Source organism: Sphingomonas sp. KR3-1, assembly GCF_040049295.1.
Lineage (GTDB): Bacteria > Pseudomonadota > Alphaproteobacteria > Sphingomonadales > Sphingomonadaceae > Sphingomonas.
In genome coordinates this window covers 253,234-275,464 of sequence record NZ_JBDZDQ010000002.1, presented here as the reverse complement: position 1 = coordinate 275,464, position 22,231 = coordinate 253,234, and the positions used below count along the sequence as shown (strand labels likewise).

Genomic DNA, 22,231 nt, shown 5'->3' with positions numbered 1-22,231 from the left:
CCCCTTCGACTACCCAGCCTGCCCCGGCGCATAGGGCGTGGTGATCGCCTTGTAATAGTCGAGGTCATGCGCGGGCGGCTTGTGCCCGGCGGGCAGCGGGCGCTTCGCGATCGACTGGAAATAGGCGATCGAGGCGTCGCGCCACCAGATCGCCTCGTCGAGCTGGATTGCCAGGAAGTCGCGGACCTCGGCCCAGCGCTGCGCATCCACCTTGCCGCGCAGCCCCGCCCAATCCGCCTGCATCGCCCGGACGTGATCGACGCCGGTATCATAGTGGATCACCAGCGCGTCCCACAGCGTGCGCCCGGATTTCATGCGATAGTCCCATGGCACGTGGTGGAACCAGAGCAGCAAGCTGTCGGGCACCGTGTCGAGGCTGCCCCAGGCCTTCGCCACCTCGGGGGCATATTGCGACAGCGCATCGCTGCCGGTCCTGGTCCGGTCGAAGCCGATCCCGTCGGGCGCGGCCCTGGCGTAATAGACCGGGTTCCATTCGGGGCGCTTGAGGTCCGCGATCCACGGGCCGGGGCCATAATGATGCCCGGTTGCCATCTGGTGGCCGAGGCCGAGCGGAGTCATGTAATCGACCACCGCCTCGCGCGAGCCCATCATCATGCGGAGCACGGGCCCGACGACCGCGGGATCATTGCCCCAGGTCATCCGCGCCCAGTCGCGCGCGACGGCGTCGGCCTTCGCCTCGGGATCCCAGGCGAAGCGGCCGAAGGCGTACCAGTTCGCCTGGTCGAACTGCGAGCCCGACCAGTTGCGGTCGTTGCCGATATTGGCGACGCCGGCCATGCCGGTGACGGCGCCGGGCTCGACCTGCGTCTCGAGGACCTTGGCGACGCTGCCCGGGCGGTGGGTATCGGCGGACAGCGCCTCCTCCCACATCGTGCCGAGATAGGCGAGGTGCGTCGCGAAGCCGAGATATTCCTTGGTGATCTGGAATTCCATCATCAGCGGCGTATGCGGCATCGCGCCGAACAGCGGATGGAAGGGCTCGCGCGGCTGGAAGTCGATCGCGCCGTTCTTGACCTGGACGAGGACATTGTCGCGGAACTTGCCGTCGAGCGGCTGGAACTCGGTATAGGCCTGCTTGTGCCTGTCCTCGGCATTCTCCGCGGCATAGACGAAGGCGCGCCACATCACGATGCCGTGATGTGGCGCGAGCGCATCGGCCAGCATGTTGGCGCCCTCGGCATGGGTGCGGTGATAGTCGGCCGGGCCGGGCTGGCCCTCCGAGTTGGCCTTGACCAGCAGGCCGCCGAAATCGGGGATGACCGTGTAGATCTCGTCGATCTTGGACTTCCACCAGGCCCGGACCTGCGGATCGAGCGGGTCGGCGGTCTTGAGCCCGCCCAGCTCGATCGGGGCAGAGAAGCGCGCGGTGAGATAGACCCTGATGCCATAGGGCCGGAACACCGCGGCCAGCGCCTTCACCTTCTCCAAGTAATCGGGTCGCAGGATATCGGCATTGGCGTTGACATTGGTCAGCACCGTGCCGTTGATCCCGATCGCCGCGTTGGCGCGGGCATAATCGGTGTAGCGCGGATCGTTGAAGCGCGGCAGCTTCTGCCAGTCCCAGATCGACAGCCCGGCATAGCCGCGCTCGACATGGCCGTTGAGATTGTCCCAATGGTTGAGCACGCGGACCTGGAGCTTGGGCGCATCGGCGATGTCGAGCGCGTCGATCGGCTGGCCGGTCTGGATCAGCTTGAGGAAGCGGAACACGCCGTAGAGCGCGCCCTGATCGGTGTTGCCGGCAATGATCGTGACGCGCTTGCCGTGCAGCGTGGCGCTGCGGATCAGATAGCCTCCGTTGCCGAGCTTCGCGAACGGAAGCTCCAGGCCGGCGAGCAGCGGCGCGCCGGCGCGGGCGACCAGCACGGCGCCGTCCTGCACCACCTGGCGCCGCGCGAGCGGCTGGCCGAACATGCCCCGATAGCCGCGATCGAGCTCGTCGACGGCGGCCCGGATCGTCGCGCTTTCGCCGGGCGCGACGAGGGCGGCGATGCGCGGCGCATAACGCGCCCGGGCGGCAGACTCGAGCGGCTGATAGCGCAGCCACAGGTCGTAGCCGTCCTCGGCAAGCGCATGATTCGCAAGGCCGAAACACATTAACGCAGACAAAATTGCCAGCAATTTCCGCAGCATCGCTCTTCCCGTCGCCTGGCAGTCAAACGCCGCCGTTGACAAGCTTGTAGCAGCGCAACAATGGTAGCGCTACCAAGCACATAGGCGCGCGAGGACGATGCGCCGGAACGGGATGGGGAAGCACAGACGACATGGCCGAGATCGTTTCCGCGCGCGTGATCGTCACCTGCCCCGACCGCAACTTCGTCACGCTCAAGATCGAGACGTCGGACGGCGTGACCGGCATCGGCGACGCGACGCTCAACGGGCGCGAGCTGGCGGTGGCGAGCTATCTCCAGGACCACGTCATTCCCTGCCTGATCGGCCGCGACGCGCACCGGATCGAGGACATCTGGCAGTATCTCTACAAGGGCGCCTATTGGCGGCGCGGCCCGGTGACGATGTGCGCGATCGCCGCGGTCGACATGGCGCTGTGGGACATCAAGGCGAAGGTGGCGGGGCTGCCGCTCTACCAGCTGCTCGGCGGCGCGAGCCGCGACGGCTGCATGGTCTATGGCCACGCGAACGGCGCGACGATCGAGGAGACGATCGCGGAGGCCGTGCGCCATGTCGAGCAGGGCTACAAGGCGGTGCGGCTGCAGGCGGGCGTGCCGGGGCTGAAATCCACCTACGGCGTCGCCAAGCCGGGCCAGCGCTACGAGCCGGCCGACGGCAAGCTGCCGACCGAGAGCCTGTGGTCGACCGAAAAATATCTGCGCTCGGTGGCGCCGCTGTTCGAGAAGGCGCGCGAAGTGCTCGGCTGGGACGTGCACCTGCTCCACGACGTCCACCACCGGCTGACTCCGATCGAGGCGGCGCGGCTGGGCAAGGAGCTGGAGCCCTATCGGCTGTTCTGGATGGAAGACCCGACCCCGGCCGAGAACCAGGCCGGCTTCCGGCAGATTCGCGAGAAGACGACGACGCCGATCGCGGTGGGCGAGATCTTCAATTCGATCTGGGATGCCAAGCAGCTGATCGAGGAGCAGCTGATCGACTATATCCGCGCGACGATCGTCCATGCCGGCGGCATCACGCATATGCGCCGGATCGCGGCGTTCGCGGACCTCTATCAGGTGCGCACCGGCTGCCACGGCGCGACCGACCTGTCGCCGGTGTGCATGGCCGCGGCGCTGCACTTCGGCCTGTCGGTGCCCAATTTCGGCATCCAGGAGCTGATGCCGCACACTGCCAAGACCGACGCGGTCTTCCCGCATGCCTATACCTACAAGGACGGCATGATGCATCCGGGCGACAAGCCAGGACTGGGCGTGGAGATCGACGAGGAACTGGCCGCGCAATATGAATATAAGCGGGCCTATCTTCCCGTCGCGCGGCTCGAGGATGGAACGCTGTTCAACTGGTGAGCGGGAGAGGCTTGCGATGATCGAACTGACACGCCGGGGGCTGCTGGGCGCAGGTGCCGCGCTGGCCCTGCCCTTCCCCGCAATCGCCCAGGCCGCCGAGGGCCTTAACGCGGTCGCCAAGACGAAGGGCATGCGCTTCGGCTCGTGCTTTTCCTGGGGACCGCCGGGCGCCGACCGGGGCTCGTTCGCCAACCCAAAATACGCCGAACTGCTCAAGCGCGACTGCGGCATCCTGGTACCCGAGAACGAGTTCAAGTGGCAGGCGATCCGGCCCGACGCCAAGACCTTCAACCTCGACCATTTCTCCGACATGCTCGATTTTGCCGAAGCGAACGGCATGGCGATGCGCGGCCACACCCTGCTGTGGCACAAGACGCAATATTTCCCGAAATGGCTGAACGACTATGACTTTGGCGCCAGCCCGGCCAAGGAAGCCGAGCGCATCCTCGGCACCCACATCCGCACGCTCTGCAAGCTCTACGCGAGCCGGATCACCAGCTTCGATGTGGTCAACGAGACGGTGGAGGAAGGCAGCGGCGCGTTACGCACTTCGTCGCTCTCGAAGGCGTTCGGCGGCACCGAGGCGATGCTCGACTTCGCCTATCATACCGCGCGCGAGCATGCCCCGGGCGTGGAGCTGACGTACAATGACTATATGAGCTGGGAGCCGGGCAATGACGGCCACCGCACGGGCGTGCTCAAGCTGCTCGAGGGCTTCCGCAAGCGCGGCACGCCGTGCGACACGCTGGGCGTGCAATCGCATATCGGGCTGACCGATGGCGGCACGGTGGGCGCGCTGGTGAACAAGCAGGAAAAGCCCTGGCGCAGCTTCCTCGATAGCGCAGTGGCGATGGGCTATAAGCTCGCGGTCACCGAATTCGACGTCGACGACCATCTGCTGCCGACCGACACGAAGGTCCGCGACGGGATCGTCGCCAATTATGCCGCAGCCTATCTGGAGATCATGTTCTCCTATCCCCAGCTTCGGGACGTGCTCGCCTGGGGCATGAGCGACCGCTTCACCTGGCTCAACGGCTACAAGCCGCGCAAGGACAAGACCCACCAGCGCGCCACGCCCTATAATGACGAATACCAGCCCAAGGCACTCTATGGAGTGATCCATGATGCCTTTGCGGGTGCTCCGGCGCGATAGGTCGATCTTGTCCAAGATCGTTCAGAAAACTCGTGCTAGGGGCTGATTCGACGGACCTGTAACGGGAGTGGAACGATGGCGGCGGTGGCCGCAAGCCAGGAACCGAGCTTCGAGGCGCTGCTGACCGGCGATCTCGATAGGGTCCAGCTGCATGCGCTTGCCGACCATATCGCCGCGCTCCACGCCGCCGCGCCCAAGGGCGACGGCGCGGTCTTTCGCAAGTCGCTCACGCTCGCGGCCACCACCGAGGCGCAGCGCGAGGAGCTTGCCAGGCACCAGGACTCGATCGCCCGCCGCATCGCCGCCGGGCGCATCCGCGCGGTGGCGGGCGAGCCGATGGACGTGCTCTACGATCTCGCCCGGCCTGTGCTGGAGGTGATGCGCGCAGGCATGGCGGGCGAGGCGAACACGCTCGCCAACCGCTATCTCGACATCGCCCCGCAGGGCGCGACCGGCTGGGCGCTGCTACCGCTCTACCTCTCGCTGCGCGCAGATGGCGAAGCCGAGCTGGCCGACAGCCTGCTCGCCCCTGCCCGGCCGCGGCTGGTGGTGATCGGCGGACTTTCCGGCACCGGCAAGTCGACGCTGGCGCGACTGCTCGGCGGGCGGATCGGGCGACTGCCCGGCGCGCGCGTGCTGCGCTCCGACGTGTTCCGCAAGCGGCTGGCCGGGGTGAGCCCGGAAACCCGGCTGCCACCCAGGCATTATACCCGTCGCAATGACGACGAGACCTATGAAGCGCTGTTCGAATCCGCCGACGATCACCTGGCTTGCGGCAACAGCGTGATCCTCGACGCGGTGTTCATGGCGCGCAGCGAGCGCGACGTGGTGGAGGCGCTGGCCGATCGCTACCGCGCGGCCTTTACCGGAATCTGGCTGGAAGCCCCCGAGCGTGACCGGATCGCGCGGGTGAATGCGCGCGAGAACGACGCCTCGGACGCGACCGAGAAGGTGGTGCGCGAGCAATCGAAGCGGCCGGTGGGCGAAATCCACTGGCACCGCATCCGCGCCAACCGCCCGCAGGAACTGATCGTCGCCGCCGCCCGCGCCGCGCTCGACCGGACGCGCTGATGGCGATCGCGACGCTGACGCTCAATCCGGCGCTCGACGTGACCACCTGCACCGAAAAGGTGCGGCCCCAGCACAAGCTTCGCTGCACCGCCCCGCGCTTCGATCCGGGCGGCGGCGGGATCAACGTCGCGCGCGTGATCACGCATCTGGGCGGCAAGGCGACCGCGGTGTTCCCGAGCGGCGGGCCGGTGGGCGCCGTGATCGTCAAGCTGCTCGAAGACGAGAAGGTGCCGATCCTGGCGGTGCCGATCGCCGGAACCACCCGCGAGAGCTTCACCGTCGATGAGGGCCGGCCCGGCGACCAGTATCGCTTCGTACTCCCCGGGCCCGAGCTGCGGGAGGACGAGCAGGCGGCGCTGCTCGATGCGCTGTTCGGACTGGCCGATGTATCGCACATCGTGGTCAGCGGCAGCCTGCCGCCCGGCTGCGATCCGGCGATCCTCAAGCGGATCGGCGCGCGCTGTCGCGAGGCCGGGGTGAAGCTGGTGATCGACACGTCGGGCCCGGCCCTCGCCGCCTGCGAGGGCGCGGGTGCCTGGCTGATCAAGCCGAGCCTGCGCGAAGTCGCCGACTTGGTCGGGCGCGACATCGCCAGCGAGGACGACGAGATGGCGGCGGCCCGGACGCTGCAGGCGCGCGGCTTTGCCGAGCTGGTGGTTATCTCGCTCGCCGAGCGCGGCGCGCTGCTCGTCGGCGCGGGCAAGGAGCTGCGCGTGCCCGCGATCCCGGTCGAGGCCAAGGGCACGGTGGGTGCCGGCGATTCGATGGTCGCGGCGATCACCCTCGCCTCGGCGGAGGGCAAGGGGATCGAGGATGCGCTGCGCTATGGCATTGCCGCGGGCGCGGCGACGCTGATGACGCCGGCGACCGAACTGGCCCGCAAGGAGGATGTCGAGCGGCTTTACGCCGCGACGGCTTCCTGATCGGCGTCCTGGCGGCAGAACAGGCCATGCATGGCGACGAGCATCGCCCGTGCCTCGTCGCTCGCCAGCGAATAGAAGATCATCTGGCCGTCGCGGCGCGCGGCGACCATCCCTTCGCGGCGGAGCAGGGCAAGCTGCTGCGACACGGCGGTATCGCGCGCGCCGGTGAGACGCGCGAGCTCACCCACCGACTTCTCGCCATCGAGAAGGTGGCACAACAGCAGAAAACGGCTTCGACCCGACAGCGCCTTCAGAAACGCAGAGGCGCGATCAACTACGGCAATCATTTCGTTTTTCACGGGGGGACAGCTAGGGTGCGGGACCGCTGGTTGCAACCGCTATCTCGCGGGAAACGCGACGGAATTTAATCCGAAAGTTCAGATATTCGCTTCTGGTATAAAATTATGCGGCTTCCCATATCGCCGCCGTGACAACGTTGTTTCCTTCGCTTTTCGACCGCCCCATGCCCGCCGGGATCGAACAGGCCAAGAATATCGTCTCGCCCGACGAAGAAGCCGCGCTGATCGAAGCGATCAATAGGGCGGACATCGAGCCGTTCCGATTTCAGCAATGGCTCGGCAAGCGGCTGACGCGCAGCTTTGGCTGGCGCTACGACTTCACCGATTCGAGCTTTGCCGAGGCCGAGCCGATCCCCGACTGGCTGCTGCCGCTGCGAGCACGCGCGGCGATCTTCGCCGGGCTGGCGGCCGAGGCGCTCGTCCAGGCGCTGGTGATTCGCTACGATCCGGGCGCCGGCATCGGCTGGCATCGCGACCGCCCGGTGTTCGAGCATGTCGTCGGCATCTCGCTGGGCACTCCCGCGGTGCTGCGGCTGCGCAAGCGGCGCGCGGACGGCAAGTTCGAGCGCGCCGAGCTGCCGCTCGAGCCGCGCGGCGCCTATCATCTCTCCGGCGAGGCGCGGCACGCCTGGGAACACAGCATCGCGCCGATGGATGCGCCGCGCTGGTCGGTGACGTTCCGGAGCATGACGGCGCGATAATTCTTCCCCCAGCGAGCTGGGGAGGGGATTTAAAGCGCGCTGAAATCCACCGGCCCGTCCTTGTCGAGCGTGCGCGACTGGTCGGCCAGCGGGTATTTCAGCCCCGTCGCGCAGTTGAACAGCACCACTTTCTCGTCCGGCGAGACCAGCCCCTCGGCCAGCGCCTTGCGCCAGGCCGCGAGCGTCGCGCCGCCTTCGGGACAGAGCAACAGCCCGTCCTTGCGCGCCGCGTCATCGACTGCCTGGGCGATGGCGTCGTCGCTCACTGCCATCGCCACGCCACCGCTCTCGCGCACCGCATCGAGGATCAGGAAGTCGCCCACCGCCTGGGGCACGCGGATGCCCATCGCGATCGTGTGTGCATTCTCCCAGCGGGTGGCGTGGCGCTCGCCAGCCTCGAACGCGCGGACCATCGGCGCGCAGCCTTCGGCCTGCACGGCGATCATCCGCGGGCGCTTGCTGCCGATCCAGCCGAGCGCCTCCATCTCGGCGAACGCCTTCCACATGCCGATCAGCCCGGTGCCGCCACCGGTGGGATAGAAGATCACGTCGGGCAGCTGCCAGTCGAGCTGCTCGGCGAGCTCCAGGCCCATCGTCTTCTTGCCCTCGATCCGGTACGGCTCCTTGAGGGTGGAGAGGTCGAACCAGCCGCGCTCCTTCGCGCCCTGCCCCACCAGCTTGCCGCAATCGTCGATATAGCCGTTGACCCGGTAGACGCGCGCGCCCTGCGCGGCGATCTCGCGGACGTTCACTTCGGGCGTGTCGGCGGGGCAGAAGATCACGCTCTCGATGCCGACCCGGCTGGCATAGGCCGCCGCGGCGGCGCCGGCATTGCCGTTGGTCGGCATCGCGATCGTCCTTACGCCAAGCTCCTTGGCCATGGCGATCGCCATGACGAGGCCGCGCGCCTTGAACGAGCCGGTGGGCAGCCGCCCCTCGTCCTTCACCCAGAGATGCTGCGCGCCGGCCGCGCGCGCCACCGCGTCGAGCGGGATGATCGGCGTGGCGATCTCGCCGAGGCTGACGATGTTCTCCGTCCGCCGGACGGGCAGCAGCTCGCGATATTTCCACAGGTCCGCGGGCCGGCGGGCGAGTTCGTCACGGGGCAGTGCGGCCTTCGCGCCTGCCAGGTCGTAGCGCACCAGCAGCGGGCGGCCGACGCGCGACAGGCCGTGCAGCTGGTCGGCTTCGTAGCGCTCGCCGGTCATCGAGCATTCGAGATGAGTGACGAAGGTGGGGCGATCCGTCGTCAGATTGGCGTCGTGGCGCAAGCGATCAGTCTCCGCGGGCGAGTTTCTCTTCGGTCGCCGTATAGGCCGATCGCGCGCCGGGTACATCGGGAACGTCGGTGGCGAAATAGACGACGCCGGTGCCGCTCGCCGTGTCGATCCACAGCCCCGCCTTGAGGCCATAAGCGTCGCCCGAATGGCCGAAGCGGCGCTTGCCGTCGCCGAACGGATCGTCGCGGCACCCCTTCACCGGCGTCGCCTGGAAGACGACGGCGAGACCATAGCTGCAGGTCATGCCGCCGCTCGGCGTCTGCACCGAGATGTCGCCGCCGACATCGCCATTCTTGCCGTCAAAGGTCCAGAGCGGCGTCTCCATCAGCTTGACCGAGGCGGGGCGCAGGATGCGGACACCGTCGAGCGTACCGTTGCCCAGGAACATCCGCCCGATCCGCGCCAGCCCGCGCGCCGAGATGCGCAAGCCGCCCTGGGGCGCGAAGACCGCGCCGTTCGCGCCCGCGCGCCACAGCGAGAGATCGCAGCTGCCGTCCGTTGCCGGCGTGACCGGGCAGGCAGGGGCGCCGCCGTGGTTGTCGTCCTTGGTGGCGACGTTCTTGCGATACTGGACGACGGCGCGGGCAGCGGTCTCCGGCTTGCAGCTCGCCCAGTTGTAACAGGCATCGAGCTGCATCGGCTTGAGCACGAGCCGGTCCATCAGCCGGTCGAAGCGCTCGCCGGTGGCGCGCTCCATCACCGCGGCAACCACCGGGAAGTTGAAGTTGGTATAGGCCCACCAGCTGCCGGGCGCATGCGCGGCGTCCCAGGCCTTGGGATCCTGGAGCACCGCGCGCATGTCGGCGTCGAGCGGCAGGACATAGTCGACCCGGTCGGTAAGGCTCGAACGGTGCGAGAGCAGCAGGCGCAGCGTGATCGGCCTGTCGGGGAAGGCCGGGTTGCGCAGCTTCCAGCCGAGATAGCGCGACACGTCCGCATCGAGATCGAGCCGGCCCTGCTCGACCAGCCGCAGCACGCCGATCGCCGTCACCAGCTTGGAGATCGATGCGATGCGCACCGGATCGTCCGCGGTCACCGGGCGCTTTGCCGCAAGATCGGCGAGGCCGGAGAGGGTGATCGCAGTCTCGCCCTTGCGGTCGAAGGCGATGCGCACCGCGGCGACCGGCTGCGGGATGGCGGCGGCGAGGAGCAGGGCGAGCATCGGTCTACCTTCGGCACATTGGGCAAAAAGAAAAGGCCGGGGCATCGCGCCCCGGCCTTTCCCAACCCGTCCCCACCCCTGCGTGCAGGGTGGAGAGCAGGCGCATCAGAACTTCACTTCCGCCGCGATCGTGAACGAGCGGCCGCGCGGATCGGCAACGCGCGGATCCCACGAGCTGCCGGCGCCGCTGTTGCCGTCATAGGTGATGGTGAAGGGCGGATCGGTGTTGAAGAGGTTCTTGACGCCCAGGGTCAGCTTGTAGCCGGGCGCGAGGCCGACATAGCTGATCGAGGCGTTGTAGATGATATAGTCGTCGGTGCGGACATTGTAGTCCGGACGCGTGACCGTGCCCGCCGCGATGCCCGGCAGCGCGCCGTTCTTGAAGCCCTCGCGGAAGATCTGGCTGAACGAGAACGCCCAGTCGTCGTTCGACCAGCTGACGAACGCATTATGCTTCCACTTGATGCCGAGATCGCCGGCATAGCTGAACACGCCGATCAGGCTCGGGCCATAGGCCGAGGTGGGCGTGAGCTTCTCGCGCTTCTTGAGCAGCAGCGAGCCGTCGAGACCGCCGGAGAAGCGGCCGCCAAGGGCTTCCTGCGAGACGCGGGCAGTGAATTCCATGCCCTGGGTGCGGCGCGAACCGGCGTTGATCCAGCGATCGTCGATAACCTGCACGATGCCGGCGCCATCCCGCACGAAGCGATCCTGGAACAGCGAGGCATTGTCCACGAGCTGGCGCAGCGTGAGCGACTGGATCGTGTTGTCGACCGCGATCGACCACCAGTCGACCGAGAGGGTGACGTTCTTGACCGGCTGGAGCACGACGCCGACGTTGAACTGCTTCGCCGTTTCCGGACGCAGGCCCGGCGTACCGCCGGTCCAGACGTTCGGGCGGATCTGCGCGCACGGCTGGCCGCTGCCAAAGGCACTGGTCGGCACGCCGCCCGGGCAGGCAACCGGATCGGCGATGTCCGAACCCGCATAGGGCGATTCGGTGATGCCGTTGTAGATCTGGTTGAAGGTCGGGACGCGGAAGCTGGTGTTGTACGAACCGCGGAACATGATCTGGTCGATCGGGCGGTACTTGAACGAGATCTTCGGGTTCTTGGTGCTTCCGAAGCCCGTATAGTCGTCGATACGGCCAGCGAGCGTCAGCTCGAAGCCCTTGAACAGCGGCACCAGAAGCTCGGCATAGGCTGCCTTCACGTCGCGGTGCTTCTGCGTGAGTGCGTTGACGTTGTCGAACGCCGCCAGGAAGATCACCGGCGCCGCCGCGGCAGCTGCCGCCGAACCGTTGAACTCATAGGTCTCGCGGCGATAGTCGACGCCTGCTGCAAGCTGGACGTCGCCGCCCCAGATGCCGAACAGCGGGCCCGAGATCGAGGCATCCGCCTGCTTCACTTCGTAGCGGCCGCCATAGAGCGTCGCGCCATAGGCCGACACCGACTGGAGCGCGGCGAGGCCGGCGTCGGTCTGGGTGATGCTGAACGGATTGATCAGACCCGAGTTCATCACGCCGACCAGGCCGCGATAGCCGGCGGGCGCGCCGGCAACCTGCGGCGCATTCACGTCGTAGCTGCCGTTGGTGTTGGTGCCGCGATAATAATAGCCGCTGCCGAGGATCGAGGAGCTCTCGCTGCGCGCATAGGATGCGCCGGCGCGATAGTCCCAACCGGTCCACAGCGGACCCTCGGCAGACAGCGCCGCGCGATAGGTCTGCGTGTTGGTGCGATATTCGCGCGGGCCGCAGGGAATGCAGCGCCAGCGATAGGAGATCGGCAGGTTGGCCGCCGCGCGGGCGTTGAAATTCGCCAGTTCGGTGGGGTTGGTGATCGCGGCGCGCAGCGAATTGACCACCGCGTCATAGGTCGGCGCGGTGATAGCGTTGCGCGGATAGGCGATGTTGAGGTTGGTGGTGTTCGCCGAGAGCTGCGCGTTCGAGAAGCTCTTGGCCGAGTCCGCGTCGGACCCGGTAAGCTCGAATGCGATCTGGTGATCGCCCGCAACGCGCCAGGTCGCCTTGGCGTAATAGGTCAGCGTCTGGATCGGCTGCTGGATCACCGCGGCGCGGCCCGTGTCCCACGAGCAGGCGTAGATCGCGCCCGGCGTGTTCCACAGCTGCTCGTCATAGGCCATGCCGCCATCGACCGAGTCGCAGCCGGCGCCGCCCGGCACGTCGAGCGGATTGATGCCGCCGCCGACCAAGTTTGCGCCGTTCGGGCCGGTGATCGTCAGCGTCGGGAACAGCGCCGACGGCCCGAGCAGCGTGCCGTTCGGGTTCTGGAAGGCATTGGCGCCGATGTTGAACGCGGTCGCGATCGGCGTGCCGCGCGTGTCGACCGACAGGCCGCGGTTGGGCTGGTTGCCGTTGACGAAGTCACGGTCCGAGCCGCGCAGGATCTTGTTCCACTGGTACGACACGGCGGCCATCACGTTGAAGCCGTCCTCGTCGAGGTCGCCATAGCCCGCGACGCCGCCGATGCGGTAGATGTTGCCGCCGCCTTCCTGGGTTATGTCGTTGAAGCCCGAGAGGCTGAGGCCCTGGAAGTCCTTCTTGGTGATGAAGTTGATCACGCCGCCGACCGCGTCGGTGCCGTAGATCGCCGAGGCGCCGTCCTTCAGCACTTCGACGCGCTCGATCGCCGCGAACGGGATCTGGTTGACGTCGACGGCCGAGCCCGAAAGGCCGTGCGCGGCGACGCGGCGGCCGTTGAGCAGCACAAGCGTGCCGCCCGACCCCTGGCCGCGCAGGTTCGCGGCGGACAGGCCGTTGGTGCCGCGCGCGGCGCCGGTGACAACGTCCGAGTTCGAAGCGAGGTTGTCCGCGCCGGTGCTGCTCGACGTCAGGAACATCATCAGCTGCTCGGGGCTAGAAATGCCGTTGCGGCTGATTTCCTGCTGCGTGATGATCTGCAGCGGCAGCGCCGAATTGTTCGGATCCTGCTTGATGCGCGAGCCGGTAACGATGATCTCGTTGCCCTTGCTCTGCTTGCCGTCGGTCTCGTCCGCGCTGGTGGTGGGAACGGCGCCGGTCGGCGTCGCGGCTTCCTGCGTAGTATCCTTGTCGGTGCTCTGCGCCCAAGCCGGCATGGCGCTTGCCATGGCCGCGAACGCAACACCCGAGACGAGAATCCTTCTGAACGCCCTCGCTTCGATCATTTCGTATTACCCCCTGAAACCGCAATTCCCGCGCGGTGAGAGAGCATTAGGTACCAAGAATGTTGCGGCGCGCCATAGTTTCTGTTCCCCCAGCCATAACCCGATGGCATCAAATGGGACGATTGCGTGACAAAGCGTGACACCGCTGCAACACAAGCGCTTCAGTATCGCCATTGACTGCGTCCGCGCCCCGTCAGAGCCTTAGGGAAACCAGGATCAGGGGACCCCAGATGCACGATTCCAACCGCCCGGTGTCGCTTGACTGACGCACCGAGTCCCGCCGCACAGGCGGTCCGCCCGGGCTTTGGCCGGCTGGCGCTCTACCTGCTGCTGGGCTTCGCCGCCGGGCTGCCCTTCTACATGTTCAACGCGGTGCTGTTGCTGCGCCTGGCCAAGCACGGCGTCGACATCGTGACGGTGGGCTTCTTCGCCTGGGTGGCGCTGCTGCCGACCTTCAAGTTCGCCTGGGCGCCGCTGCTCGACAAGTACGACGTCCCCGGCTTCGGCCGCTTCTGGGGCAAGCGGCGTGGCTGGATCATGCTTTCCCAGCTCGGCATCTTCCTGTCGACCGTGGCGATGGCGTTCACCTCGTCCGACGCGAACCTGGCGATCACCGCGCTGTTCGCCGTGCTGCTCGCCTTCTGGACGACGACGCTCGAAGTGGCGGCGGACGGCTGGCGGATCGAGCTGGCGCCGACGCAGGAGCAGCAGGGCCCGATGGTCGCGGCGAACCTGTGGGGCTATCGCAGCGCGATGGTCGCCGCCGGCAGCGGCGCGATCTACATCGCGGCGAAGAGCGACTGGACGACGGCCTATCTGGTGATCGCCGCGGCCGCGTTCCTGCCCTTCCCGATACTCGCCTGCATGCGCCCCGATGCCGAACATGGCGGCGGGCGCGGCACTGCGCTCGCCACCGGCGTGCTCGCCAGCGCAGTCGTGCTGGCCGCGAGCCTGGCAATCGCCGCGGCGGTCGGCTGGGTGCTGCTCACCGCAGTCGGCTCGATCGGGATGAGCAACCCGAGCGTGGTAAGCTATTACGTGTTCGGCATCGCGCTGCTGCCCTTCGTCGCGCTGGGCGTGGCGGTGCCGTGGATCAAGCAGCTGCCGCCCAACCACCGGCTTCTGACCAGCTCGCCGCTGGCCCCCTATCTCAATGTCGCCTGGCGCTTCGGACTGGTGGTTATCCCGATCCTGCTGTTCGTATCGGTGTATAGAATGGGCGACGTGATGGCGCTCACCCTCTCGCACCCGCTGTTCAATTCGCTGGGCTATAGCCTGGAGGCAATCGCCGTGGCGGACGGCGCGGTGGCGCTGTTCTCGAGCATGCTCGGCGTGGCGCTGGGCGGCTGGCTGGCGGCCAAGGCGCCGATGGGCTGGGCGCTGGTGATCGGTGCGATCATGTCCGCGCTGTCGAACTGGATCTTCGCCTGGCTCGCGCACCAGGCGCCGGGCGGGCCAGTGTGGTTCGCCCTGTTCGGCGTGCAGGTGACCGCGGGCGATTTCGACCTCTACCTGTCGATGGCGCTCGACCAGTTCGGGCACGGCTTCGAAGGCGCGGTGTTCGTCGTCTATCTCTCGATGCTGGTGAACCCGCGCTTCCCGGGCACGCAATATGCGCTGCTCTCCGGTCTCGCCTTCCTCATTCCCAGGCTGCTCGCCGGGCTTTCGGGCGTGTTCCAGAAATCGATCGGCTATGACGGCTTCTTCATCATGGCGGGCGCGATGAGCCTTGGGGCGCTGGTGTTCCTGCCCTTCCTGCTGCGCGCCAGCCCCCGGCCCGACGGAGAGGCGGTGGCGGCATGATCCGCAAGGCCTTCGCCCCTGCCGCCGCTGCGATCGAGGCGGGCAGGATTCCCGGCGCGGTGCTGGGCGTGGTGCGCGCCGACCGGCGGCGCTGGGTGCGCCACGCCGGCATGGCCGCGCTGGTGCCCGAGCCCGAGGCGATGACGCTGGACCACTGGTTCGACCTCGCCTCGGTCTCCAAGGTGATCGCCACGACGACGATGATCCTCTGCCTGGCCGAGGAGGGTAAGCTGGACCTCGACGCGCCGCTGACCAGCGCGATCCCGGACCTGCGCCAATATGACCTGGCCGGCGCCTATGAGCGCACGCTGACGTTCCGCGACTGCCTGGCGCACCGTACGCTGTTCCCCGCGGTCGAGCCGATCTACACCTATGGCGACGATCCGCAGCGGCTGCGCGCCTTCGTGCTCCAGCGCGAATGGAAGCACATCGCCGAGCCGGTCTATTCGGACATCAACTTCATCCTGCTCGGTATCGCGATCGAGCGGATCACCGGCAAGCCGCTGGGCGAATGGCCGCTCGGGCTGGGGCTGAGCTATGGCCCGCCGCCGGGGCCGGCGGTGGCAACCGAGCGCTGCATGTGGCGGGGCCGCGTGCTCAAGGGCGAGGTGCATGACGAGAATTGCGCGGCACTGGGCGGGCAGACCGGCCATGCCGGGCTGTTCGGCACGGTGGCGGGCGTGCTCGACTTCGCCGAGGACGTGCTGACCGGCAAATATCCCGACGCGTTCACCGATGCGATCCGCACTCCGCAATATGGCCACCGCACCTGTGGCTGGGAGCGCAAGTTCGACGGCTGGTCGGGCGGCCAGGCCTGCTCGGACGAGACCATCGGGCACACCGGCTTCACCGGCACCGGCCTGTGGATCGATTTCGAGCGCGGGCTCGCCTGGACGCTGCTCACCAACCGCGTCCACCCGACGCGCCATTTCGACAGCGGCATCTTCACGCTGCGCCCCGCGACGGGGGATGCCGTCATCAACGCCTGGAGTCCTGCATGATCTCGCTGCTCGCGCTTGCCCTCGCCCTTGCCGCCCCTGCCGGGCCGGACAGCGATACGCCCTCCCCCGCCGACCGGCTGGCGCACGACCAGATGCTGGTGCTCGACACGCATCTCGATACGCCCGAGCTGTTCGAGCATCCCGGCTGGAAGTTCGACGAGTGGCACGACCGCGACTTCGACAAGAGCCAGATCGACCTGCCGCGGATGGAAGCCGGCGGGCTCGATGGCGGGTTCTTCGTCGTCTACACCGCGCAGGGGCCGCTGACCCCCGAGGGCTATGCCAAAGCCCGCGACGGCGCGCTCACCCGCGAGATGTGGATCCAGCGCGTGGTGGCGGCGAACGCGAGCAAGATGGAATTCGCGACCACGCCCGAGGATTCCTATCGCATCGCCAAGGCGGGCAAGCGCATCGTCTTCCAGTCGATCGAGAACAGCTATCCGCTGGGAACCGACCTGACCCTGCTCAAATGGTATTACGACCAGGGCGTGCGGCTGGCCGGGCCGATCCACTTCAAGAACAACCAGTTCGGCGACAGCGCGACCGACAAGCCGCAGTGGCACGGGCTTTCGCCGCTGGGCAAGCAATGGGTCGCCGAGATGAACCGGCTGGGGATGGTGATCGACGTCAGCCACTCGTCGGACGATGTTTTCGACCAGGCGCTGGCACTCTCCAAGGTGCCGATCATCGCCTCGCACTCGGGTCCGCGGGCGATCTTCGACCACCCGCGCAACCTCGACGACGAGCGGATGCGCAAGCTCGCCAGGGCGGGCGGCGTGCTGCAGGTCAACAGCGTCTACCTCGTCGCAGGCGACCATGACGAGGCGCGCAACAAGATCTCGGACCGGCAGGACAATTGGCATGCGCTCTCCGATGCCGAGCAGCGCAAGCTGATCGCCGACAAGGCCAAGGCCGATGCGACCAACCCCTATCAGGGCGCCGATTTCGAGCTTTTCATGAAGAGCCTGCTCCACTGCATCGCGGTAATGGGCGTCGACCATGTCGGCATCGGCGCCGACTGGGACGGCGGCGGCGGCGTGCGCGGGATGGAGGACATCACGTCCATCCCCAAGATCACCGCCCGGCTGCGCCGCGAAGGCTATTCGGACGCGGACATCGAGAAGATCTGGAGCGGCAACGTGCTGCGCGTGCTGAAGCAGGCGGAGGACTGGGCGGCGAAGAACAAGTAATCGTCATCCCGGCGCAAGCCGGGATCTCATGCGGCGGCGCAATGCTGCCTGAGGCCCCGGCTTTCGCCAGGTGACGAATTCCTCAATTCCCAGCCGCCACCAGATTCAGCACATCGTCCATGTACTTCGTCGCGCTGACATCGCCGGGCACGTCGTTAGCGTAGAAGGCGAAGGTGAGCGTCTTGCCGCTCGCCGCGGTGAAATAGCCCGCCACCGCGTTGGTCTGGTTGAGCGTGCCGGTCTTGGCGAAGACCTTGCCCTCGAGCGGCGTGCCCTTGAAGCGGCCCCGCAGCGTGCCGTCCACCCCGCCGATCGGCAGCGTGTCGCGGAACTGCGCGCCCCAAGGCTGCGCAGCGATCCAGCGCAGCAGCAGCACCGATCCACGCGGGCTCACCCGGTTGTAGCTCGACATGCCCGAGCCGTCGGAGAAATCCCAGGCGGTGCGCGGCAGCCCGGCGGCAGCAAGCATCTTCTCGACCTGCGCGACGCCATCGGCGATCGAGCCGCTGCCGCCCTGCAGCTTGGCGATGCGGCGCAGCGTCAGCTCGGCATGGAGGTTCTGGCTGACCTTGTTGATGTGCTTGATGTCCTCCGCGACCGGCGCGGGCGTGAGCTGCGCGAGCGGCGTGCGGCTGGCGGTGAAGACCAGGTCCGCCGGATGGTCCTTGCGATATTGGGGATCGTCCTCCGGCGCGAGCGGGCGGTGGTGCACGCGCACCGCACCCTTCACCTTCACCCCGCGCGCCTCGAGCAGCACCTTGAGGCGCCAGGCGGCATATTCCGCCGGATCGTCGACGCCGAGGCTCCACACGCGCGGCTTGGCTTCTACGCCGATCGTCCCCGTGACGCGCAGCAGCTTGCCGTTGGGATCGCGATCCCAGCCCAGCGCGATCTTGTCGCCGGGCACGGTTCGCGCCTGATTGTCGACGGTGAGATAGGCCATCACCTCGACCTTGGCGGGCGTATCCACCGCGCCGGGCGTGACGGTCAGCTTGAGCTCGTTGTCATCGAGCGTCAGCGCGGAGATGCCGGTGCCGGAAGAGGTGGGGATGTTGTTCCAGCTCATCCCCGGGCTCCAGCGCTGATCGGGGAAATAGCTGTCGTCGCCGATCACGTCGCGCACGCGCTTCGTCCTGGCGGCGATCGCATCTGCCAGCATGGCGAGGCAATCGACCGTGCAGTCGTCGGCGCTGGACAGGCGGGGATCGCCGCCGCCGACAAGTACTACATCGTCGCCGTCCAGCCGCACCGAAGCGCCGCCGGTGGTGTCCGGACCGTTGATGCCCGACAGCGTCGCGAAGGCGGTAGCGGTGGTGTAGATCTTGGTGTTCGAGGCCGGGATGAAGCGCCCGTCCGGATTGATCGCGACGATCTCCTCGCCGTCCGGATCCGCCACCACGAGCCCGAAGCGCGTGCCGGTCGGCGCCTCGGCCAGCCGGGCGGCGATGCGCTGGTCGAGCGTCTGCCCGGCGGCGGGGGTGGCGAGCATGAGGGCGGCGATCAGGGCAAGCTGCTTCATGACGTAAAGCCTAGCCATCGCCGCCAGAGCTGCAAAGCGGTGATCATTCTGAGGAGTCGCCCGGGCATAACCGCAGCGCATGTTGGCATTGTTCCGGACACTTCCCCCCTGCACGTTCGCGCCATGATCGTGAGAACTGCCCTGAAGCTATGCGGCGCGCTGGCGCTGGCTTTCGCCCCGCCTGCGTTGGCGCAAACCGACGACCTGGCGGCGGGCCTCGCCCTGCCGGTCGCGAGCCAGATGGCCGGCGCCCGCGACGTGCCGCGCTTTGCCTGGGTGGAGAACCGGGCGGGCGCACGCAACCTCTGGGTAGCCGATGCGGGCCAGCCGGCCTGGCAGCGCACGCGCTATGCCGAGGACGACGGCATGCTGCTCTACGATCTCGCGCTGAGCCCCGACGGGCAGCGCCTGGCATTCGTGCGCGGCGGGGACGAGGAGTTCCCGGACGGGCGCGCACCCAATACGGCCTCGGCAGCGTATCCGCCGGGGCAGCAGGTGTTCGTCGCCAATGCAACAACCGGCGTCGATCCCACGCCGATCGGCGACGGACACCTGCCCGTTTTCTCGCCCGATGGCAGCCGCATCGCGTTCACCCGTCGCGGCGAGATCTGGCTGTGGCAGGGCGGCAAGCCCGCGCGGATCGCCCAGGTTTCGGGCGAAGTCAGCGACCTCAAATGGACACCGGACGGCAAGCGGCTCTATTTCGTCGACAATCGCGACGATCACGCCTTCGTCGCGCTGCTCGATGTCGATGCCCCGAAGCTGACCTATATGGAGCCAGCGCTCGGCTTCTCGGTGGAGCCCGCGCTTTCGCCGGACGGCACGCAGATCGCCTATCTCCAGTTCCGTGACCCGCCCGCCGGCGCGACGGCGGATTCCGGCCCCTATTGGTCGATCCGCGTCGCCGACACCGCGACGGGCAAGGCGCGCACGCTCTGGACCGCGCCGCAGGGAATGGGCAGCCGCTATGCCGGCACGCGCCAGCACAATCTCTGGTGGAGCAAAAGTGGGCAGCTGCTCTTCCCCTGGGAGCGCAGTGGCTTCCTGCATGTCTATGCGATCGACGCGGCCAAGGGCGGTGCGCCCCGGGAGCTGACGCCAGGCAATTTTGAAGTCGAGACCTTCGTGCTCGGCGCCGACGACGTCCTGACCTTCGCCGCCAATGCCGACGAGACCGACCGGCGCCATTTCTGGCAGGTCTCGGCAAGCGGCGGCGCGGCGAAGCGCGTGACCGCCGGCAAGGGCAGCGAGAGCCTGCCGGTGTTCGCCGGCGGGCTGCTCGCGGGCATCGCCACCGATGCCGGCCATCCGGCGCATCCCGTGCTTGCCAGGGGCCTGGCGCCGCTGGGCGAAGTCGCCGAGCTCAAGAACGCGATCGCGCCCGAGGCAGTGACGTACCAGGCCGAGGACGGCGTGATCGTCCATGCCCAACTGTTCCGCGGGCGTGGCAAGGGGCCGCGCCCGGCACTGGTCTTCGTCCATGGCGGGCCCAAGCGACAGATGCTGCTCGGCTTCCACCCCTCGCAATATTATTCCAACGCCTATGTCATGAACCAGGCGCTGGCCGCGCACGGCTATACGGTGCTCTCGGTCAATTATCGCAGCGGCACCGGCTACGGCCAGGCATTCCGCGAGGCGCCGGGCATCGCGCGCGACGGCGCCGCCGAATATCGCGACGTCCTCGCCGGCGGGCGCTGGCTGGCGGCGCAGAAGGACGTCGCCTCCGATAAGATCGGCATCTGGGGCGGCAGCTGGGGCGGGTATTTGACCGCACTCGCGCTCGCTCGCGACAGCGCGTTGTTCAAGGCGGGCGCCGACTTCCACGGCGTCCACACCCTGCTCAAGCCGCTCGAGGGCAGTCTCTCGCCCGACCAGCAGCTCGCGGCGCGGCAGAAGCAATGGGAGTCCTCGCCGATGGGATCGATCGACAGCTGGCGCTCGCCGGTGCTGCTGGTCCACGGCGACGACGACAAGAACGTCGACTTCAACCAGTCGCTGCTGCTCGCCCGCGCGCTTTCGGCACGGCGCATCCCCTTCGAGGAGCTGGTATTCCCCAATGAGCGTCATGAATTCCTGCGCACCGCCGATTGGCTCGCGGCCTATCGCCGCACCACCGCGTTCTTCGATGAGAAACTGAAATGAGGGTTCTGATGGCAGTGGCGGCATTGGCCGGAGCGGGAACGGCCGAGGCGCAGGAGCGCCCGACGCTGATCCACGGCGCGCGCGTGTTCGACGGGACGGGCGCCAGGGCGAAGATCGAGGATGTGCTGATCGCGGACGGCAGGATCGCGCGGATCGGCAAGAAGCTGCGTGTGCCCGAAGGCACAGCGGTGGTGGATGCGACCGGGCTCACGCTGATCCCCGGCCTCCACGATCTCCACATCCACACCCCGCGCGAGGCGTTCGCCGACGCCGCGGCGCTGCATCGCTTCTATTTGCCCTATCTCCGCGCCGGCGTGACCAGCATCAACGAATTCTCTGTCTCGGGCGAGATGATGGCGGGCATCCGCGCGTTCCAGGCCGATACCCCGCGCCTAACCCTGGCGATCCGGCTCGGCGTGCCGGGCGGGCACGGCACCGAGAGCAAGTTCACCCAGGCGATCACCTATCAGGTCACCACGCCCGAAGAGGCGCATGCCGCGATGGCCAAGGCCCTGGCGTTCAAGCCGGACATGATCAAGGTGTTCGCCGATGGCTGGCGCTACGGCGATCCCAACCGACCCGACAAGCCGAGCATGGACGAGCCGACGCTCGCCGCGATCGTCGCCGATGCGCACAAGGCGGGCATCAAGGTGATGACGCACACGGTGACGCTCGAGGGCGCCAAGCTCGCCGCACGCGCCGGCGTCGACGCGCTCGCGCACGGCGTCGGCGATGCGCTGGTCGATGACGAGCTGATCGGCCTGATGAAGAAGCACCACATGGCCTATGTCGCGACGCTGGCGACCTATGAGCCGCTCGAGACGCGCGTGCTCGCGCCCGAGGAGATCGCCCTGCTCTCCCCCGAGGCACAGGCCCGCGAGGCGGAACGGCTCGCCAAGGGCGAGGCCGTGGCGCCCTATGACAGCAGGCGCTGGGACATCATGCGCGAGAACATCCGCCGCCTGCAGGTCGCGCGGATCCGCGTGGGCGTGGGCACCGACACGGGGATCGAGGGCGTCTATCCCGGCTTCGGCGCGCTGCGCGAGATGCGCTGGCTGACCCAGCTCGGCTTCACGCCTGCGGAGGCGATCGAGGCGGGCACGCGGGTGAGCGCCGACATCATGGGCCGGCACAAGACCGAAGGCACGATCCGCAAGGGCATGCGCGCGGACCTGACGCTGACCGGCGGGACGCCGGACCTGGTGTTCCGCGACCTGTACGACGTGAAGCGGGTGTGGGTGGCTGGGAAAGAGGTTTCCCTCGCAGACTAACTTACTTTGTCATCCCGGCGCATGGCGGGGATGACGGAAAGTGTGAAACCCGGTCTC

At 67.6% G+C, this 22,231-nt stretch carries 16 protein-coding genes; 10 read left to right on the top strand and 6 right to left on the bottom strand.

Features of this window, described 5'->3' with window-relative positions:
- Positions 1 to 9: 9 nt before the first annotated feature.
- Entirely contained in the window at positions 10 to 2,118 is a 2,109-nt protein-coding gene (locus ABLE38_RS13155; RefSeq protein WP_348974681.1) for an alpha-glucuronidase family glycosyl hydrolase, read from the bottom strand.
- A gap of 167 nt (positions 2,119 to 2,285) precedes the next feature.
- Between ABLE38_RS13155 and manD the strand changes: the two genes are divergently transcribed.
- The 4 genes from manD (at position 2,286) to ABLE38_RS13135 (ending at position 6,644) form a co-directional block, all read left to right on the top strand.
- Complete coding sequence (gene manD / locus ABLE38_RS13150) at positions 2,286 to 3,497, top strand: D-mannonate dehydratase ManD (RefSeq protein ID WP_348974680.1); 1,212 nt, start codon at positions 2,286 to 2,288, stop codon at positions 3,495 to 3,497.
- A gap of 16 nt (positions 3,498 to 3,513) precedes the next feature.
- A complete protein-coding gene (locus tag ABLE38_RS13145; protein WP_348974679.1) occupies positions 3,514 to 4,650 on the top strand; it encodes an endo-1,4-beta-xylanase in 1,137 nt (378 codons plus the stop codon).
- 75 nt (positions 4,651 to 4,725) lie between these two features.
- Complete coding sequence (locus ABLE38_RS13140) at positions 4,726 to 5,721, top strand: AAA family ATPase (RefSeq protein ID WP_348974678.1); 996 nt, start codon at positions 4,726 to 4,728, stop codon at positions 5,719 to 5,721.
- Complete coding sequence (locus ABLE38_RS13135; protein ID WP_348974677.1) at positions 5,721 to 6,644, top strand: 1-phosphofructokinase family hexose kinase; 924 nt, start codon at positions 5,721 to 5,723, stop codon at positions 6,642 to 6,644. The genes ABLE38_RS13140 and ABLE38_RS13135 overlap by 1 nt, the downstream gene beginning before the upstream one ends.
- On the opposite strand, the gene ABLE38_RS13130 is transcribed toward ABLE38_RS13135, so the two are convergent.
- Positions 6,623 to 6,943, bottom strand: a complete 321-nt coding sequence (locus tag ABLE38_RS13130; protein WP_348974676.1) for a metalloregulator ArsR/SmtB family transcription factor — start codon at positions 6,941 to 6,943, stop codon at positions 6,623 to 6,625. The two genes, ABLE38_RS13135 and ABLE38_RS13130, sit on opposite strands and share 22 nt — an antisense overlap.
- 164 nt (positions 6,944 to 7,107) lie before the next feature.
- Here ABLE38_RS13130 and ABLE38_RS13125 point away from each other — a divergent pair, with 164 nt between their 5' ends.
- Positions 7,108 to 7,644, top strand: coding sequence for an alpha-ketoglutarate-dependent dioxygenase AlkB (locus ABLE38_RS13125; RefSeq protein WP_348974675.1), 537 nt, complete (start codon positions 7,108 to 7,110; stop codon positions 7,642 to 7,644).
- A 29-nt stretch (positions 7,645 to 7,673) separates the two neighbouring features.
- Here the strand turns inward: ABLE38_RS13125 and ABLE38_RS13120 are convergent, their stop codons facing one another.
- From ABLE38_RS13120 to ABLE38_RS13110, 3 genes are all read right to left on the bottom strand, one after another.
- On the bottom strand, positions 7,674 to 8,915 hold the full coding sequence (locus ABLE38_RS13120; protein WP_348974674.1) for a threonine synthase: 1,242 nt from the start codon (positions 8,913 to 8,915) through the stop codon (positions 7,674 to 7,676).
- A 4-nt stretch (positions 8,916 to 8,919) separates the two neighbouring features.
- The gene (locus tag ABLE38_RS13115; RefSeq protein ID WP_348974673.1) at positions 8,920 to 10,086 is read right to left on the bottom strand and encodes a serine hydrolase domain-containing protein; all 1,167 of its coding nucleotides are present in this window, start codon (positions 10,084 to 10,086) and stop codon (positions 8,920 to 8,922) included.
- A gap of 105 nt (positions 10,087 to 10,191) precedes the next feature.
- Positions 10,192 to 13,191 (bottom strand): TonB-dependent receptor, encoded by a 3,000-nt coding sequence (locus ABLE38_RS13110; RefSeq protein WP_348974672.1) that lies wholly within the window; start codon positions 13,189 to 13,191, stop codon positions 10,192 to 10,194.
- Positions 13,192 to 13,506: 315 nt separating this feature from the next.
- Here ABLE38_RS13110 and ABLE38_RS13105 point away from each other — a divergent pair, with 315 nt between their 5' ends.
- Genes ABLE38_RS13105 through ABLE38_RS13095 form a run of 3 tightly spaced genes read left to right on the top strand, consistent with a single transcriptional unit; the run spans position 13,507 to position 17,242 of the window.
- The gene (locus ABLE38_RS13105) at positions 13,507 to 15,051 is read left to right on the top strand and encodes a permease (protein WP_348974671.1); all 1,545 of its coding nucleotides are present in this window, start codon (positions 13,507 to 13,509) and stop codon (positions 15,049 to 15,051) included.
- Positions 15,048 to 16,052 (top strand): serine hydrolase, encoded by a 1,005-nt coding sequence (locus ABLE38_RS13100; protein ID WP_348974670.1) that lies wholly within the window; start codon positions 15,048 to 15,050, stop codon positions 16,050 to 16,052. Before ABLE38_RS13105 ends, ABLE38_RS13100 begins: the two co-directional genes overlap by 4 nt.
- Positions 16,049 to 17,242: a dipeptidase gene (locus ABLE38_RS13095; protein WP_348974669.1), complete on the top strand. Its 1,194-nt coding sequence runs from the start codon at positions 16,049 to 16,051 to the stop codon at positions 17,240 to 17,242. Before ABLE38_RS13100 ends, ABLE38_RS13095 begins: the two co-directional genes overlap by 4 nt.
- An 82-nt stretch (positions 17,243 to 17,324) precedes the next feature.
- Here the strand turns inward: ABLE38_RS13095 and dacB are convergent, their stop codons facing one another.
- Positions 17,325 to 18,761 carry a D-alanyl-D-alanine carboxypeptidase/D-alanyl-D-alanine-endopeptidase gene (dacB, locus tag ABLE38_RS13090; RefSeq protein WP_348974668.1) on the bottom strand — a complete coding sequence of 479 codons (1,437 nt, stop codon included), beginning with the start codon at positions 18,759 to 18,761 and terminating at the stop codon, positions 17,325 to 17,327.
- Positions 18,762 to 18,890: 129 nt separating this feature from the next.
- Here dacB and ABLE38_RS13085 point away from each other — a divergent pair, with 129 nt between their 5' ends.
- Positions 18,891 to 20,903, top strand: coding sequence for a prolyl oligopeptidase family serine peptidase (locus tag ABLE38_RS13085; protein ID WP_348974667.1), 2,013 nt, complete (start codon positions 18,891 to 18,893; stop codon positions 20,901 to 20,903).
- The gene (locus ABLE38_RS13080; protein WP_348974666.1) at positions 20,900 to 22,174 is read left to right on the top strand and encodes an amidohydrolase family protein; all 1,275 of its coding nucleotides are present in this window, start codon (positions 20,900 to 20,902) and stop codon (positions 22,172 to 22,174) included. The genes ABLE38_RS13085 and ABLE38_RS13080 overlap by 4 nt, the downstream gene beginning before the upstream one ends.
- Positions 22,175 to 22,231 lie beyond the last annotated feature (57 nt).

Excerpts from the sequence above, each read along its gene's own strand:
- ABLE38_RS13155 (WP_348974681.1), bottom strand. The coding sequence starts at position 2,118 with ATGTGTTTCGGCCTTGCGAATCATGCGCTTGCCGAGGACGGCTACGAC.
- manD (WP_348974680.1), top strand. The coding sequence starts at position 2,286 with ATGGCCGAGATCGTTTCCGCGCGCGTGATCGTCACCTGCCCCGACCGC.
- ABLE38_RS13145 (WP_348974679.1), top strand. The coding sequence starts at position 3,514 with ATGATCGAACTGACACGCCGGGGGCTGCTGGGCGCAGGTGCCGCGCTG.
- ABLE38_RS13140 (WP_348974678.1), top strand. The coding sequence starts at position 4,726 with ATGGCGGCGGTGGCCGCAAGCCAGGAACCGAGCTTCGAGGCGCTGCTG.
- ABLE38_RS13135 (WP_348974677.1), top strand. The coding sequence starts at position 5,721 with ATGGCGATCGCGACGCTGACGCTCAATCCGGCGCTCGACGTGACCACC.
- ABLE38_RS13125 (WP_348974675.1), top strand. The coding sequence starts at position 7,108 with ATGCCCGCCGGGATCGAACAGGCCAAGAATATCGTCTCGCCCGACGAA.
- ABLE38_RS13115 (WP_348974673.1), bottom strand. The coding sequence starts at position 10,086 with ATGCTCGCCCTGCTCCTCGCCGCCGCCATCCCGCAGCCGGTCGCCGCG.
- ABLE38_RS13110 (WP_348974672.1), bottom strand. The coding sequence starts at position 13,191 with ATGGCAAGCGCCATGCCGGCTTGGGCGCAGAGCACCGACAAGGATACT.
- ABLE38_RS13100 (WP_348974670.1), top strand. The coding sequence starts at position 15,048 with ATGATCCGCAAGGCCTTCGCCCCTGCCGCCGCTGCGATCGAGGCGGGC.
- ABLE38_RS13095 (WP_348974669.1), top strand. The coding sequence starts at position 16,049 with ATGATCTCGCTGCTCGCGCTTGCCCTCGCCCTTGCCGCCCCTGCCGGG.
- dacB (WP_348974668.1), bottom strand. The coding sequence starts at position 18,761 with ATGAAGCAGCTTGCCCTGATCGCCGCCCTCATGCTCGCCACCCCCGCC.
- ABLE38_RS13080 (WP_348974666.1), top strand. The coding sequence starts at position 20,900 with ATGAGGGTTCTGATGGCAGTGGCGGCATTGGCCGGAGCGGGAACGGCC.